Raw genomic sequence first — 16160 nt, 5'->3', positions numbered from 1 at the left:
TTCTGGCGGGAATAATCTGCAACCTCAGATATAGTCAACTAAAAAACTCGGATATATAGGGTGGGGCGCGGAACTTCGCCGTCATCATGATTCCACCAACAGGTCAGGCCGATGCGTGCCGTAAAGATCAACACCCGGATACCGTTCGCAATTGCCGGCATTGTCTGGGCGGAATTGGATTATGCGCAGCTGAGGGACGTGGCCCAGGACAGCTTTCTGGTATCAGAAACGATTCAGCCGGTGCGCAGGATATGCGTGCCGTCGCAACTGAGCCGGGCGGGTTTCCGACGCCGGCGCGATTGGATGTCGGGCAGGTTATGCGCGATGCGCGCGCTGGAACAGATTGGAAGATCGGCCGACACAAACGCAACGAAGCTTCCCATCCATTGGCCTGCCGGGGTTGCAGGGTCGATTAGCCATGATCGGTTAGGGGCGGTCGCCGCCGTCTCGACCAGGTTTCGGCGGATTGGCGTGGACAGGCAATGCGTCTTCGATAACGACGAGGCCACGCTGCTTGCGCCAATCATACAGGCGCCGGGTGATGACGGCTTTAGACCAGATTGTATTTCAAGAGAAAAATTTCTGACAATCCTGTTTTGTGCCAAGGAAGCTGCTTACAAGGCTATGCCGATGAACATGCAGCACGGCCAAACAATGGACCGCTATTCGCTGCGCGCCTTCACCCCCGATTACTTGCAGTTGCTTGGCCCCAGAGGCAGCTTTTTTCTTTGGTGGCACATCAATGAAACCGGGGCGACCAGCCTGGCCATCGAAACCTGACAGAAATACTGCGATATATATGCAACAGAGATTTCATACGGAGTTTATTCCCAAGTAAAATACTTGGATTCCAGCGTTTATGCTCCTAGGGGGCGGATACTGGAATTCATAATTGGGTGACCGAAATGACGCTTCGACGCGTGATGCCCCTGGCCGGGGTTTCGCTGATGGCAATGTCCACTGCGCTGATGGCGCAAGATTTGCAGATCTCGCAGATACCGGGGACGATCACACTTGATCCGATTACCCTTATCGCAAACGGACAGGAAAACGTCGAAGCGACCGGCGGTGTAGTGGTGTCCTCGGAAGACATCGAGCGAATGCAACCTGCGGATGTGTCCGAGCTGTTCGCGCGCGATTCCGCGATCACAGTTTCGGGTGGGGCCGGTCCGTCCAAGCGCATCCATGTCTTCGGCATGGAGCAGTCGAACCTTGCCGTGACAGTTGACGGCGTGCCGCAGGGTGTGACCAGCTGGCACCATACCGGCTCGAACGTGATTGATCCTGCATTCCTGAAATCGGTCGAGGTCGAAGCCGGTGCAGCCGCCGCGGATGCCGGTTTCGGCGCAGCGGCCGGGGCGGTTCGCTATGAAACGGTCGGCGCGCGTGACCTGTTGGATGACGGGCGCACGCAGGGTGGTCGCGTCGGGTTGTCATATGGCAGCAACGGGCGCGGTGTTTCCGCCGATCTGGCCGGATACGGCGTCTATGAAGGTTTCGACTGGTTCGCGATGATCCACACCGCCGATGGCGATGATTACGAGAACGGTGATGGTTACACATTGCCGGGAACCGCGCCGGCGACGCAAGGGGCGCTGGCCAAGGTCGGGTATGAATTCGAAGGCCATCGCGTCGAACTGGCCTATGAATACAGCAAGGATGACGATGACCGCGTCATCAAGATGAACATGGATCTTGGGCGCAGCACGGACACCTATCCGCTGGAAGTGTCGCGCAATACGTTCAGCCTGAAATACACCGAAGTCGCCCCCACCGATTTGTGGGACCCCGAAGCGATGCTGTATGTCAGCCGCGACGAATACTGGCGTCCGAACTATGCCACCGTCGAAAGTGGCCGTCCGATCAATGGCGACATGGATCTGGAAAGCAATGTCTTTGGCGGCCTGATGCAGAACACCTTCACGCTGGGTGCAGGCACCGTGACGGCCGGGGTGGATTTCAACAGCACCGATTACCAGATCGACAATTATGGCGATCTTGCGCCGGGCCTCCGCAATATGGAAACCCAGCAGATCGGCACCTTCATCCAGGGGCGCTTTGCCTTCGAGAACGGGATCGACCTGTCGACAGGTCTGCGCGTCGACCAAAGCAAGTTCACCGATTGGAACAACCGTCGCCTGACCGATCAGGGCATCAGCGTGAACGGCACCGCATCCTATGAATTCGCCCCTGGGTTCGAGGTTTTCGCGGGCGCGTCCAACACCTGGCTGGGCTATGATGTCGGCGAATACGGGCTGCTGCATGCACGTGATGATGCGTTCGTCACCGATCCCGATTTCGAACCCGCGACCGCCGAAAACGTCAAGGTCGGCCTGAACGCGGCTCAGGACAACTGGACCGGTAATCTGACCTTCTTCGATACCCGTCTGGATGGTCTGGGCGAATATGACGTGGCCGCCGGCATGCTGACCAACGCCGATGAATACCGCAGCAAGGGTGTCACCCTGCAGGGCAGCTATAGCTGGGGCTCGGGCCGTATCGGCGCCAGCTATACCAAGGCCGATGTCACCCAGGATGGCGAAGATGTCCTGCCAAATGGTGGAACGGTCATGCCGATCGGAGACATGGCGACGCTGTATGTCGATCAGGAACTGCCGCAATATAACCTGACGGTCGGCGGCACGCTGGAATGGGCGGGCACGCTGGACGGCGATTACCTGACCGAGGCCGGGTTCGAGGATCATTCGTCCTACACGGTGCTGAACGCCTATGCCGAATGGCGCCCCGAGCGTTTCGACAATGTCGTTGTCCATTTCACCGTGGATAACCTGCTTGACGAAACCTATTACGAGCGCAGCAGCTATGTTCAATACAGCCCGCGCGATGTCTATCCGCTCTATGCGCCGGGTCGCACCGCGACGCTGGGTCTGACTGTCGACTTCTGATCCCTGCGATCATCGCAAGATACGAAAAAGGCCCGGTTTCCTACCGGGCCTTTCTGTTTTTCGACCGGCGCGGGATCAGTCGATCTGACCGAGGTTCCAGAACAATGTCTCGCCCGAGCTGTCATCAACGCCGTCATTGTCGGTCACGACCCAGGCATCGCCCGCCGCATCGAATGCCAGCCCCTCGACCTTGTCGACGGCATAGCCATTGGTCAGCGATGTCAGTTCCGGCAGCAGGTCGCGGACCTCGGCCTTGGCAACGACGGGCAGATCGCCGTCCAGCGCCGCCGGCTGCATGTCGGACAAGGCGACCCGAAAGATCTTTTTCAGCGCAGCGGCCTTGCCGATCTGGTTGTCGCGCTCGATCACATAGGCATGGTCGCCTTTCACGGCGATTTCAGACAGACCGACCCAGCCCACGCCCTTTTCTTCGAGCGGATAGCGCAGGCCGCCCCAACTTTCGTTTTCAAGATCATAGGCCAGCAGCTTGACCTGACCTTCAGGATCGTCGCCCCATTCACGCTGCATCGCGATCCAAAGCGTCTGTCCGACCAATGCGATGCCCTCGGCCCCAAAGCGGCGCTGATGGGCCAGCACTTCGTCAGGCAAGGCGATTTCACGGGTGATCTCGCCCTGCGCATCGACATGGACGATGGCATGGGGCACCAGCTTTGCCGCATTGCCTTCGATGGCCAGCCAGAAACCGCCCTCATTGTCACTGGTCACGCCTTCGATATCCAGCTTCTGCGCCGCTTCGCCGCCGCGTGTGATGACGGTCTGGGCCGTGATCCGGGCCGGGGTCTGGCTTGCATCGATATGATAGAGCGAGGGCATCATCGAATAGACGCTGTCCGAGGCCGCAACCAGCTGTCCCGGCTGATCGCCCACTGCTGTCAGCGCCCCCAGCGCACCCCACCCGATCAGGCTGTCAGCGCCCTTGGATGTCAGCATCGGGTAAACCGGTTCGGATTCCTGCAAGCTGTAAAGCATGACATGGGCGCGTGCGGCACCATCCTCGCCCAGATCGGCCTCGTTGGCGGTGGCCAGAAGATTGCGCGAGGGGATCGCGACCGCGCCTTCGGGGCTGATGCCAGAGGGCAGCAGTTGCACCAGTTCGGGTGCGGTCGGATCGGTCAGGTCATAGACACCGACGACCGAGGCACGTTCCGACACCACGAAAAGATAGGGGGTCTCTCCGAAGCGGGCGAATTCGATATTCTCGACCTCGACGCCTTTGGACTTCGAACGTTTTTCGGGATAGTGCCCGATCTGGATGATCGCATGTTCAAGCGTATTGCCGGAATCATAGACCACGGTGCCATCCTTGTTGAAGATGGTGAAGCCGCGGCTACCGCCATTCCAGTCACCTTCATTGGCCGTCGCGAAATGATCGTTGTCGATCCAGCGCACCCCATCGGGTTCGCGCAGCATGGGGGCAGGGGATTCATCAAAGCGCAACCGCCCATCGCTGCGCGTGTCAATCCCGTCCAGCGCGACCTTGCCCGCTGAGAAATGGCTTGTGACTGCGCCGTCTGGGCCGATCACCACGATATGGTTGTTTTCCTGCAGCGTCACGACGATCTCGCCGGCCTCGTTGATATCGACGAATTCGGGTTCGGGATCTTGGCCGCCGATCTCGGCCAGGCCCGTCAGGTCGATCTTTTGCAGCGCGTCACAGGCGACACCTTCAGCCGAGACGGGCATCTTGACCACGAAACCCGCAGGCATCTGGGGCAGGCCGCCATCACCCAGATCCTCGTCACGCTCGTTCTCGATGGCGACGGCGATAAAGCTGCCATTGGGCGCGACAGCCACGGAATCCGGCTGCCCGCCCAGATCGCAGGAACCGATCTCGGTTGCAGATGCGAGATCGATCACCGCGATCCGTCCGGCAGGGGCCGTATAGCTGTCAGAGGTGTTGACGCCGACAATCGCCTTGTCGCCGATGATATAGGCCGTGGTGGGTTCGCCCTGCAGCGCGATATGGCCCAAGGGCTTGGGGTTTTCGGCATCGGTGATGTCGATCAGCCCGACCCCGCCAAGCGGACTGTCGGTATAGATCAGCGTGTTGCCATCATCCGAGACCGAGATGATCTCGGCCGATGTTTCGCGGCTGCGGTCTTCATCCGCGCCCATATTGGCAAGCACGGGAAATGTCGCGATGCGGTTGAAGCTGTTGGCGAAGGATGGCGTGGCCAGCAGGGCCAGGACCGAGACTGCTGAAAAAAGTTTGACCGACATGGATTGCCCTTGATGTTGGATTCAAGGGGGCATGGCGTGCGCTTGTGTCACCGATATGACGGTTGCGCGAACATTTAGTGTCGGCCAGCGCAACCTGCCGGCAACCCGTCAGAAGCTGACCGCCAACCCGATCCCGTAGCCGTTCAGATTTTCACCCATCGTGTAGCGCAGCACAACGCGCCCCTCGGTGATCCAGGGAAGCTTGGTCTTGGTGGTGTTGACCTCAAGTCCGACGCCGATCTGCGCCAGCCAGTCGGTATGCAGGATTTCGCCCTGATCGCCCGCCAGCCACGAGGCCGAAAATTCATAGACCGTGCGCATCGGATTGTCGAAGGCCCGCAACGAGTTGGGCTGTCGCCAGCGCGACCACAGCGCCAGCGAACGTGCATCGGCCGATGCAATGACATCCTTGTCGCCGCCGATGGGTTTCAGGTGGATATCGGTATAGCGCAGCACCGCGTCGGCCTCGGCACCATTTTTCCATTGCTGGTTATAGACCAGCGCCAGCGACCCGCCATAGCCGCCGACTGTCAGCCCTCCTTCACGCAGATACCGCGCATCTTCATTGCCGATATGGTTGGCGATAAATTGCGCCACGACCTGCGTATCGGTGATGACCTTGCCATAGGTCAGGTTCAGGATAGGGCGGATCTTCAGGGTCTCGGTCAGTTTGAAATCCCAGCCGATGCCGCCTGTCGCCGCGATGCCGGTCCATTTCGGTCGCAACCGCGCGGATTCTCCTTCCTCTGTCAGCAGCAGGTCGGGATTATATCGGTTATAGCCGATTGATCCTTCCAGATAGAGCGGGAAATCATCACTGAATGTGAATCCGCCGCTAAGCTGAGACGAGCCGAACTCGGCCCGAGAGCCGCGCGCGATATTTCCGCGCAGCTGAAGGCTGCTGGAGGTGGAATCCGGGATGGCGGAAATGCCCATCATCGACAACACCCCCTTGGCCTGCCGTTCGACCGAAAAGCTGAGTTCATTGCCGATTTCGAGAGCATGTGCGCGGGGGGGCGCAAGCGCGGTGATGATGATCATGCCCGTGCCGACCAGCGATGCACGCGCATATTCGCGAATGCGCGATGCGCGTGGCACGCTGATGAATGATACTGACATGCCCATGGCCTATCCCGTGCAGTGGCTGAAAACCTGACCTCCCGGCATGTCCGGGCAATATGGCCTGCGCAAAGTCCTAAGAGGTGGGCCGTGCCGGAATCCAGAAAATTCCAACCATCGCCAGCGCGCTGACCAGTTTGGCAGGCAGGGCGCGACAAAAAGGTCGCGCTTGCCGGGTGCCGAGGCTAGAGATGAAGGGATATGGAGACACAGCCCCAAAGACCGATTCGCGGTATCCTGTTGAAATGCAGCAGCGTCACGGTGTTCACCGTGATGGCGGCACTGGTGAAAACAACGTCGGATGGCGGATTGGGAATTCCCCCCGGCCAACAAGTCTTTTTCCGCTCTTTCTTTGCGTTGCCGGTCATTTTGCTGTGGCTTGTGATGCGGGGCGAGATGCGCGTTGGCCTGCGCACGTTCCGTCCAATGGGACATTTCTATCGTGGGATCGTCGGCACGGCCGCCATGGCGTTGAATTTCTGGGCACTCGCGCTCTTGCCATTTCCCGAGGCCACGGCGATCGGTTATGCGGCACCACTGTTGGTGGTGATCTTCGCGGCTATGTTCCTGGGGGAAAATGTACGGATATTCCGCCTTGGCATGGTCGCCATGGGGCTTGTGGGTGTGCTGATCGTGTTGTCACCCCAGTTGCTGGCGGGTGAGGGGACGGGTGACGATCTGTTGCGCACGCTTGGGGCCGTGGTGGCGTTGGGCGGGGCGTCATGCGCCGCTCTGGCCCAGATCTTCATTCGCAAGCTGGTCGTGGAAGAACGGACCTCGGCGATCGTTTTCTGGTTTTCGGTAACCTCGTCCGTTCTGGGATTGATGACCTTGCCCTTCGGATGGGCAGTCCCGACGCCAAAGACCTTTGCCCTGCTTGTCACCATGGGGCTTCTGGGCGGTGTCGGGCAAATTTTGCTGACCTCGGCCTATCGCTATGCGGATGCGTCGCTGATTGCCCCGTTCGACTATGTGTCGATGATCCTTGCGATCGCGATCGGTTGGTATGTCTTCGGCGAGGCACCGACGGCGGTTGTCCTGACCGGTGCGGGGATCGTCATCCTTGCCGGCATTCTGATCATTCTTCGCGAACGCCGTCTCGGGCTCGAACGCAATCGCCAACGCAAGGCAATGACGCCGCAGGGGTGATAGGCGCCTAGGGTGCGCGGCAGGCGATCAGGTCCGCCACCGTGTCAATGTCGCGCAAGCATTCGGCAGAGGCTGGTACAAGACTGCATCGCGGCGCCGATAACAATAATTGACGTGCACCACGATCCCCGCTGATCTGACCCAGCGCATCAAAATGCGCCGAGGTAAAGCAAGCCGGTGGCATCGGCCCCTTGTCAACACTGGCCGCGCTGGGGGCTTCGGGGTTGGCCGCCGCCAGAACGCGCTTCAAAAGTTCGGCGGTGACGAATGGCATATCGGCAAGCGCAATCAGGCATCTGGTCGCACCCAGATCGCGGGCCGCGGCAATGCCGGCGCGCAAGCTGTCCGATTGCTGGCCGTGGCTTGTCACGATCTGAAAACCGGCAGGCAGCAACGGGGCAAGCGCCGGGTCCGAGATGACCGCAATCAAGGCATCAGCCCCGCATTTCGCCAGATTGTTCGCGCTATGGGTCAGGATCGCGGTTCCCGAAATTTCAGCCCGCAGTTTATCAGTGCGGCCAAAGCGGCTGGACTTGCCCGCCGCCAGAAGCACCGCAACAGAGGTCATGGCTGCGCCGCCGCGATTTCCGCCAGAACCGAGATCGCCAGGACGCGCGGATCCCGCGCCTGAGAAATCAACCCGATGGGGCCGTGAATCCGCATTAGCGCTGGTTCCGGGATGTCACGTGACCGCAGGCTGTCCAGACGCCGCTGCTGCGACAATCGACTTCCCTGCGCGCCAATCCAGAATGCGGGTGATTTCACGGCTTGTTCCAGAATTGCGATTTCGCGGCTGTGGTCGTGAAAGAACAGGGCGATTGCGGTAAAGCTGTCAATGGTTGCAGGATCCGGCTTTGCCGCCAGAACGACATCATATCCTGCAGATTGCGCCAGCGTTTGAAAGCAGCGGGTTTCTTCGCCTTCGCCAAATACCAAGATCCGGATTTCCGGTTGAAGCTGCACCGGAGGCAAGGTGCCAAGTGAAAGCGTCGTCGGGTGTCGCTGCGCCAGATTGCAAAGCGCCGGTTCGATTTGCGCGGGCGTGACCCGCAGCAAGGAAACCTCGATTCCGGATCCACAGGGCAGCCGAATGTCGAAATAGGGCGAACCCGCGCCATAGCGCAATGTCTTGCCCTGTCCGGTTTTGACAAGCTGGGTCGCGTGCAGCGCAATATCGCCTTCGACGCAACCGCCCGACAACTGACCAACCTGGCGTCCGTCCGGCAGGATTGCCATCATCGCGCCGATTGGCCGATAAAAACGCCCCTCGATACCTGTCAGCATTGCCAACACGCCTCCGGCCTTGGCCAGTTCGGCCAGAACGGGCCACGCCTCTGCGGCGGGGATCTGAGGCAAGGACGGGCTTGTGCCGATGGTGGCGCGTGCAGCAAGGGGCATGATCTGACCGGTTTCCGGTGGCTTGACTGACCTTACGGCCAGAGGTGACGTGGTGCGGTGGACCTTCCCGCAGGCAAGAAGCCCGGAAAGGCCCGATTTCAACAAGGACGACAGGCGGTCACAGATAGAAATCCGTCGATGAGATCATTGGCAATTCAGTGATGCGCTGACCCGTCGCGCGTGCGATGGCATTTGCCAACGCCGGAGCGGCAGGCGGGGTTCCCGGCTCTCCGATCCCCGAAGGGGGCAGGGCCGAGGGAACGATATGAACGTCAATCGCCCCGATATCCGCGATCCGCAAAGGTTCATAATCGGGAAAGTTCGACTGAACGATTTCGCCCTTGTCCAGCGTGATTTCGCCGCGCATCGCGTGGCCCATCCCCCAGCCGATCGCCCCTTCGACCTGCGCTTTGATGACATCCGGGTTGACCGCGATTCCGCAATCGACGGCAGCCGTCACCTTGTCGATCCTGATCGTGTCGTCGGGTGTCGAGATTTCACAGACCTCGGCGATATAGGTGTTGAAGGATTTATGAACCGCAACGCCAAGGCTGCGACCGTCCCCTTGCTGCGCCCATCCGGCCTTTTCCGCGGCGAGTTTCAGAACCTGCGCGGCGCGCGATCCATCATCGCTGTTCTGGTCAAGATGGTTCAGTCGAAATTCGACCGGATCGATGCCGCTGGCCTCGGCGGCAAGGTCCATCATGACCTCCATCACATATGCTGTATGGCTGTGCCCGACCGACCGCCACCAGTTCACCGTGGTTGCCTTTTTGGCATCCGACAGCATCAGCGCCATACCGGGGATGGTATAGGGCCCGTCCGCGATACCTTCGATGCTGGAACTGTCGACACCGTCACGAACCATCGCCTCTTCGAACGGAGAACCCTTGAAGATCGACGGCGTGGCAACATGATGTTCCCATCCGATGATCTTGCCCGCATCATCCAGCCCGACACGCACCCGGTGCAGCGCCATCGGGCGATACCAGCCACCTGTTACGTCGTCTTCGCGCGACCAGACCAGCTTGACCGGGCGGGTGCGGTCGGTCAATGCATAGGCCATGGTCAATTCGACAAGGTAATCGGATCCACCATTCAGCCGGCGACCAAAAAACCCCCCGGCATACAGTGACTTGACCTCGACTTGTTCAGGTGAAATCTCAAGTATCTGCGCCGCGACCATCTGGTTTGCGGTGGGACCCTGCGCACCATCATGATACCGCACTCCGCCGTTTTCCAGTGGTTCGATCGTCGCGTTGATCGGTTCCATGGGGGAATGAGCCAGAAGCGGAAAGTAAAATTCCTGGGACAATGTCGTGGCGGCGCCATCAATCGTGGCAGCAACGGCGGCCTGATCGGCATTGTTGACATTATAGTCCGGTTCGCCATCCAGCTGCATACGCAGGTCGGCAAGAATTTCGTCTGATCCGCGGGCTTCGGCCTTGCTGAAATCCCATTCGACGCTCAATGCATCACGTGCCTGAAACGCCGCCCATGTGTTTCTGGCATAGACCGCGACGCCCGCGCCGTTTGGCAGGGTGGCGGCATGGTCGAAACCGTTGATGTCTTTCGCGGCGCTATCATCAAAAGAGATCACGACGCCCCCCATCCGCGGGGTGCGCTTGATCGCGACGACCAACATGCCATCCAGATGGACATCCATGCTGAACATGGCCTGACCATTGATCTTGTCGCTGCTGTCGCGGCGCGCCCGCTGGGGGTTGCCGATCTGGGTCCATTCGGATGGATCCTTCAGCGTCGGCTCGGCAGGCACATCCATCTTGGCGGCGTCACCGACCAGCTCTCCGATCGAGACGGATTTTCCATCCCCCGAGATGATGCCCTCTTTCAGCGCAAGGCTTTCCGGGGCCACCGACCATTGCTGTGCGGCGGCTGCGATCAGCATTTCGCGAGCAGCGGCACCGGCGGTGCGATACTGCATGAAAGAGTTGGCCATTGCGGTCGAACCGCCGGTTGCCTGAACGGGACCGAATAGCAGGTTGTTGTAAACAGCCGCATTTGCCGGAGCCATCTCGAACCGAATATCGGTCAGCTGCATGTTCAGTTCTTCGGCGATAAGCGTGCTCAGGCCGGTTGCCGCGCCCTGGCCACCTTCGAGATGCTTGACAATCGCGGTGACCGTGCCGTCACCTGCGACCTTCAGAAATGGCGTCAATTGCTGTGTTTGCGCAGCTTGCGCCAGCGCCCCTCTGGGTGTGAATCCCAGGGTCAGGACGGCGCCGGAGGCAACGGCTGTCTGCAGGAATCCGCGACGGGACAGGGTTGTCATATCTTCAGCCCTCCAGAATTTCCGAAGCGCGCTGAACAGCGGCCCGGATACGTTGATAGGTGGCGCAGCGACAGACATTTCCCGACATGTAATCGTTGATCTGGGTGCTGTCGGGTTTCGGAGTCTCGCGCAGCAGCCCAATGGCCGACATGATCTGCCCGGATTGGCAGTATCCGCATTGCACCACATCCAGCTCACCCCAGGCTTGCTGGACGGCTGCGCCGACAGGGTCATCTGCTGCAGCTTCGATGGTGGTGATCTCGGCGTCTTCGATGTCCTCGATATAGGTTTGGCAGGATCGCACCGGTTCCCCGTCCAGATGAACCGTGCAGGCGCCGCAAGATGCAACGCCGCACCCGAATTTGGTGCCGGTCAGGCGCAATTCGTCGCGGATGACCCACAAAAGGGGCGTTCCGGGTTCTGCCGCAACCTGCCGCGTTGCGCCGTTGATCTTGACTGTATAGTCCATCGGACCTCCTGAAGCTGGCTGGGACGGCGCGCAGGGTTGGTTAGGGTCCGCAAATGACATGCACATGCTGCAAGCCGAACCAGACCAGCGCGCTTGTCCGTTTCGCTGACTGGAAACCATATTAGCCCGAAACTATATCGGGCGGAACTTGCGGAACACGTCAAATCACTAACGATCGGTGACAGGGGTCACAGCCTGCCGAGACCATGGAAGGGACAGCAATGGTCGAGAACAGACTATACAAGATCGCGGCAGGGATCAGGCACAGTTGCAGCATTCTGGGTATTTCGCCGGCGCGTGTTCTGGCGCGTTGCGGGCTGGATGCGGCGTATCTGGACCTCGAAGCGAACGGACACGCACGGGGGGTCGATGCCGCGGGTTATTTCAGGCTGTGGTCTGCGTTGGCCGAGGAAAGCGATCATCCCGAACTTCCGCTGGCCTTGGGGCAAGGGGCGTCAAAAGGACCGTTCCAACCTGCGCTTCTGGCATGTTCATCCAGTCCCGATATCTATACCGGATTGAACCGCTTGCAGGTATTCAAGGCGTTGATTGCGCCGATCCGCCTGGACTTTATCGAAACCGCCAACAGTTTCTCGGTTCGATTTGAAAGTGTGGTGTCGCAGCCTATTCCCGAAATCATGGCCGCAAGCGAGATTGCCTTTTTTCTGGATTTCGCCCGTGCCTTTACCGCGCATCCCGTGCAACCGCTTGGGGTTACGCTGCCGGGGGCAACTTTTGTGACGCCAGCCTATCAGAGCTTTGTCGCGGCGCCGATCACGCAGGGGGCGCACGCGGTGCTGACCTTTGCGATGGAGGATGCGCGGCGGCCATTGATTTCGGCCGATGCGGATCTCTATCAACTGGTGGCGACCGAACTGACATCGCGGCTACGCAACGCGCAAGCAGACGCGGCCTTCGTCCCGCGCGTGCGACGAGTGTTGACCGAATTGCTGCCAACAGGGCAGATTTCGGCCGAGCAGGTCGCGTCCCGACTTGGAATCAGCAAGCGCAGCCTGCAGCGCAGGTTGAAGGACGAAGGCACGACCTTTCGCCATGTGCTGGATGAAACGCGCGCGGAACTTTCGTTGATCTATCTGCGGGACCGGAAGCTGAGCACCGAGGAAACCAGCTTTTTGCTGGCGTATCAGGACCCGAACTCATTTTATCGTGCATTTCATGAATGGACAGGTATGACCCCCGCACAAGCGCGCAATAGTGAAGGAGCGCCGCGCCGTTCCGAGGTGAATTAATGGCGGCAGTGTGTTACTTCACCGTCTCGCAATCCCTGTCCTGTGGCGGCTATCAAGATGTTCGATAGTCCGGTCCAATTGATCTTGCCTCTGACGGTCATCCCATTTTAGAATATTTGCGCAAATAATTGAAATATTGTTAATATCTCTAATCGATAGACTTCCTGTAACGGCCAATGGGGTGCGCCGCATCACAAGGTCTTGCAGATCCCGGACCTGTTCATGCCCGGTGATCCAGGCCAGCTCAGCGTGACTGAAATCGATTGCGTCTTCCAGCATGACGGGGGTTTCCCCCTCGGCCGCGGCAATTTGGGCAGCCGTACTGCCATATCGTGACAGCAGTTGATCTATTCGCTTCGGGTGCGCTCCGGTCGCTTGGGAAAGCCGGGCAATCCAGTTTTCGCGCTGGTCTTGCGCGGGCAGGTCGCGGCCGCCTCCGATCGGCAGGTTCTGGGTGCTGATCAATCGTTTGGATTCAATCAGATCCAGAACCATATCCGCAACTTCTTCGGAAAATCCGCGAAACGTGGTCCATTTGCCGCCAACCAGCGATATGATCGGCCATTGCCGGTCTGCGTCACGCGGGGCGACCGGGGCGGAATGGTCGCGACTTATCAGGCCGGGGGCAGTTCCGTCGCTGGCAGGCAGGGGGCGGATGCCGGAATAGGCATAGACGATCTGACTGTCGTCAAAGCTCAGGCCCGGCAACAAGCTGCGCAGCGCTGACATGAAATAGGTGACTTCGTGATCTTCGCATCTCACCTTGTCGGGGTCATCGGCGCGAATGTCCGTCGAGCCAACCAGCGCGCGGCCGAGATAGTCGAAAACCAGACAGATACGCCCATCATCGGCTTCGAAATAGATCATCCGGCCTTTGAGGGCACGGATCAGCTCCGGGTGGTCCAACAGAATGTGGGATCCTTTGGTTCCGCCGATCAGATGTGAAGATGCGCCAAGTTGTGCGTTGACCCGATCAATCCATGGCCCGGCCGCATTCACCACGACGCGTGGTCGTAGCGCGATTTTACCTTCGGGTGTAGCAAGGTGAATGATTTCGCCATCTGTCGCGGCGATATGCGTATAGTTCAGGGCCGTCGCATCGGTGTTCGCACGCAGACCATCAGCGACCAGTTCCCAGACCAGTCGCTCGGGCTGGGTGACCGTGGCGTCGTAATACTGACCCGCAGCAACGATCCGAGATGTCAGGGGCGGAATTTCCTTCAGGGCGCGGGCCTTGGACCAGATTTGGTGCCGGGGCATCACCCGATGACGTCTTCCGTAAAAATCATACATCATCATCCCGATTTTCATCAGCACGGCGCCGCGGCTGCGCGGTGCCGTCGTCGAGCCGATCAACGTTCGCAGCGCAGCTGGAATGCCTTTGAGCCAAGAGAATATCGGGATGACGGTGGGTAGAGGCTTGACCAGATGAGGCGCATTCTTCAGTAGCAAATTGCGTTCAAGCGTAGACTGAGAAACAAGTCCTAACTCTGCGGTTTCCAAGTATTTAATTCCGCCATGTATTAGCCTGGATGGGGCGGATGACGTGCCGCCGCCGAAGTCCCCCTTGTCCGTGATGACGCAGTTCAGACCCTGTTCGCACAGATCCCGGAACAGACCCGCGCCGTTGATGCCCGCGCCGATGATCAGCACGTCGAGATCGCGGATTTCGCTCATCATGCGGTTCCTTCCAGGGCATCGATGCGGGGCCAGATGGGCTGCAGGGCTTCAGCCAGTTCCATAAAGACGCGATAGCGTTGGGCCAGCGCCTCGCTTTGATGCGGGTCCGGGGTGTAGGTGGTGGTCAGGTCAGCCAAATTTCGTGGATCATCCGTGCATCGTGCAAACAGGCCAACGGCTTCGCCTGCACAGAGGGCAGCCCCCCATGCTGCGGCTTCATCCGTCGCGCTTACCTCGATGGGGATTCCAAGCGCGTCGGCAAATAGCTGCGAAAACAGACTGCTACGGGATATTCCTCCGGTAAGAACTGCTTTCTGCGGGGCAAAGCCGTCGCGCAGGGCGTCGACGTGAATGCGGTGATTGAAGGCGATGCCCTCGATCACGGCACGCAGGGTCTGTCCCCGATCCTGCCAGCCACGCAACCCGAAGAGCGCGCCGCTTGCATGTGGTCCCATCGGCGAGCCAAACAGGAAGGGATGAAAGATTGCGGTTGATGGACTTTCCATAGCTTTTTGGATTTCTGGAATAATATCTACATGCAAAGATCGCCCTGCATCTTCGGCCGCCCGCTTTTCATGTTGGCAATAAGTATCCAGAAACCAATCGTAATTCGCTGCGGATGCGGGCGAGATGGACATGTTGTTCCATTCTCCACGGGTCAAGCCATTGCGGCAGAACCAGCGTTTGTCCGTGCGCGGCCTTAGTGAGACGGTTTCATTGATCGAATAGGTGCCGGCGACGATGGCAACACGATCCGTTCCATAGCCTCCGGAGCCAAGCGATGAGGCGGTCACATCATGCAGACCGGCAGCGACGGGCGTCCCTTCTGGCAATCCGGTTGCGGCCGCAGCATCGGCGGTGACATGTCCGGCAATCGATGCAGGGGCAAGGACCGGCGGCAAAGTGCCGGCCAATTCCTCCAGGTCGAAGATCGGCAGGATTTCGTCATCGTAATGCTGTGTCGCGACATTGGTAAAAGAGGTGCTGGCCTCGGTCAGGTCCGTGGCAATCTTTCCGGTCAGGCAAAAACGTAACCAGTCTTTGCAGGCCAGCACATGGGCAATCTGTTCAAATCGCTGAGGTTCGTTCTTGCGGATCCAAGCCAGCAACGCCGAAGGGGCCGAGGCATGGGGCGTCTGCCCGGTCTTTTCCAGGGCGATGCGTGCTGTTCCATCCTGTTCCCATTGATCTGCGACGTCGGCGGCGCGGCTGTCCAGTGACAATATTCCCGGACCCAGCGGACAATGAGCGGCATCAAGCAGATACAGACCATCACCATGAGCGGTTGCCGCGACCGCTACGATTTCGGTTGCGGCAACCGGGCAGGTCGAGATGGCCTCGGCGATTGCGGCAGCCGTTTGTTTCCATAACTCTCGCATGTCGCGTTCGACATGACGGGGGTGCGGCATTGATTGGGGCACCCTGCGGCGGGCAAGTGACAGGACATTGCCCTTTTCGTCAAAGATGACCGCTTTGGTTACGGTCAGGCCATTATCGATGCCGAGTAGCAGGGGCATGGTGCCTGGTCCTTGCGTCCGATGGTCGTATGATTTGCAGTCAGGCAATGATGTTCCATCCATCCGACCGGAGTGGGTCGATGGCGATCATCGCGTGACGCATGTGATGTCAATTCAAACGAATGGGCGCGACCCCAA

Annotated in this window: 12 protein-coding genes; 4 read left to right on the top strand and 8 right to left on the bottom strand. The window is 59.3% G+C overall.

Features of this window, described 5'->3' with window-relative positions; translation table 11 throughout:
- The first annotated feature begins 111 nt into the window (after positions 1 to 111).
- Both PAF17_RS02545 and PAF17_RS02540 read left to right on the top strand, forming a co-directional pair.
- Positions 112 to 780, top strand: coding sequence for a hypothetical protein (locus tag PAF17_RS02545; protein WP_271887513.1), 669 nt, complete (start codon positions 112 to 114; stop codon positions 778 to 780).
- A 125-nt stretch (positions 781 to 905) separates the two neighbouring features.
- Positions 906 to 2906 (top strand): TonB-dependent receptor domain-containing protein, encoded by a 2001-nt coding sequence (locus PAF17_RS02540; RefSeq protein ID WP_271887512.1) that lies wholly within the window; start codon positions 906 to 908, stop codon positions 2904 to 2906.
- Positions 2907 to 2981: 75 nt separating this feature from the next.
- On the opposite strand, the gene PAF17_RS02535 is transcribed toward PAF17_RS02540, so the two are convergent.
- Both PAF17_RS02535 and PAF17_RS02530 read right to left on the bottom strand, forming a co-directional pair.
- Complete coding sequence (locus PAF17_RS02535) at positions 2982 to 5147, bottom strand: esterase-like activity of phytase family protein (protein ID WP_271887511.1); 2166 nt, start codon at positions 5145 to 5147, stop codon at positions 2982 to 2984.
- 108 nt (positions 5148 to 5255) lie between these two features.
- Positions 5256 to 6266: an autotransporter outer membrane beta-barrel domain-containing protein gene (locus PAF17_RS02530; protein WP_271887510.1), complete on the bottom strand. Its 1011-nt coding sequence runs from the start codon at positions 6264 to 6266 to the stop codon at positions 5256 to 5258.
- Positions 6267 to 6467: 201 nt separating this feature from the next.
- Between PAF17_RS02530 and PAF17_RS02525 the strand changes: the two genes are divergently transcribed.
- Positions 6468 to 7415, top strand: coding sequence for a DMT family transporter (locus PAF17_RS02525; RefSeq protein WP_271887509.1), 948 nt, complete (start codon positions 6468 to 6470; stop codon positions 7413 to 7415).
- Positions 7416 to 7422: 7 nt separating this feature from the next.
- Here PAF17_RS02525 and PAF17_RS02520 read toward each other — a convergent pair whose 3' ends face one another.
- The 4 genes from PAF17_RS02520 to PAF17_RS02505 form a co-directional block, all read right to left on the bottom strand.
- Complete coding sequence (locus PAF17_RS02520) at positions 7423 to 7983, bottom strand: nucleotidyltransferase family protein (RefSeq protein ID WP_271887508.1); 561 nt, start codon at positions 7981 to 7983, stop codon at positions 7423 to 7425.
- Entirely contained in the window at positions 7980 to 8813 is an 834-nt protein-coding gene (locus tag PAF17_RS02515; protein WP_271887507.1) for an XdhC family protein, read from the bottom strand. The genes PAF17_RS02520 and PAF17_RS02515 overlap by 4 nt, the downstream gene beginning before the upstream one ends.
- A gap of 118 nt (positions 8814 to 8931) precedes the next feature.
- On the bottom strand, positions 8932 to 11106 hold the full coding sequence (locus tag PAF17_RS02510; protein ID WP_271887506.1) for a xanthine dehydrogenase family protein molybdopterin-binding subunit: 2175 nt from the start codon (positions 11104 to 11106) through the stop codon (positions 8932 to 8934).
- A 4-nt stretch (positions 11107 to 11110) separates the two neighbouring features.
- Positions 11111 to 11575 (bottom strand): (2Fe-2S)-binding protein, encoded by a 465-nt coding sequence (locus tag PAF17_RS02505; protein WP_271887505.1) that lies wholly within the window; start codon positions 11573 to 11575, stop codon positions 11111 to 11113.
- A gap of 221 nt (positions 11576 to 11796) precedes the next feature.
- Between PAF17_RS02505 and PAF17_RS02500 the strand changes: the two genes are divergently transcribed.
- Positions 11797 to 12825 carry an AraC family transcriptional regulator gene (locus PAF17_RS02500; RefSeq protein ID WP_271887504.1) on the top strand — a complete coding sequence of 343 codons (1029 nt, stop codon included), beginning with the start codon at positions 11797 to 11799 and terminating at the stop codon, positions 12823 to 12825.
- An 18-nt stretch (positions 12826 to 12843) separates the two neighbouring features.
- On the opposite strand, the gene PAF17_RS02495 is transcribed toward PAF17_RS02500, so the two are convergent.
- The gene (locus tag PAF17_RS02495) at positions 12844 to 14502 is read right to left on the bottom strand and encodes a glycerol-3-phosphate dehydrogenase/oxidase (protein ID WP_271887503.1); all 1659 of its coding nucleotides are present in this window, start codon (positions 14500 to 14502) and stop codon (positions 12844 to 12846) included.
- The gene (locus PAF17_RS02490) at positions 14502 to 16022 is read right to left on the bottom strand and encodes an FGGY-family carbohydrate kinase (protein WP_271887502.1); all 1521 of its coding nucleotides are present in this window, start codon (positions 16020 to 16022) and stop codon (positions 14502 to 14504) included. The genes PAF17_RS02495 and PAF17_RS02490 overlap by 1 nt, the downstream gene beginning before the upstream one ends.
- Positions 16023 to 16160 lie beyond the last annotated feature (138 nt).

Source organism: Paracoccus onchidii (assembly GCF_028294535.1).
Classification (GTDB): domain Bacteria; phylum Pseudomonadota; class Alphaproteobacteria; order Rhodobacterales; family Rhodobacteraceae; genus Paracoccus; species Paracoccus onchidii.
Note: the sequence above shows the minus strand (reverse complement) of the source record. Positions and strands in the feature narration are given on the sequence as shown.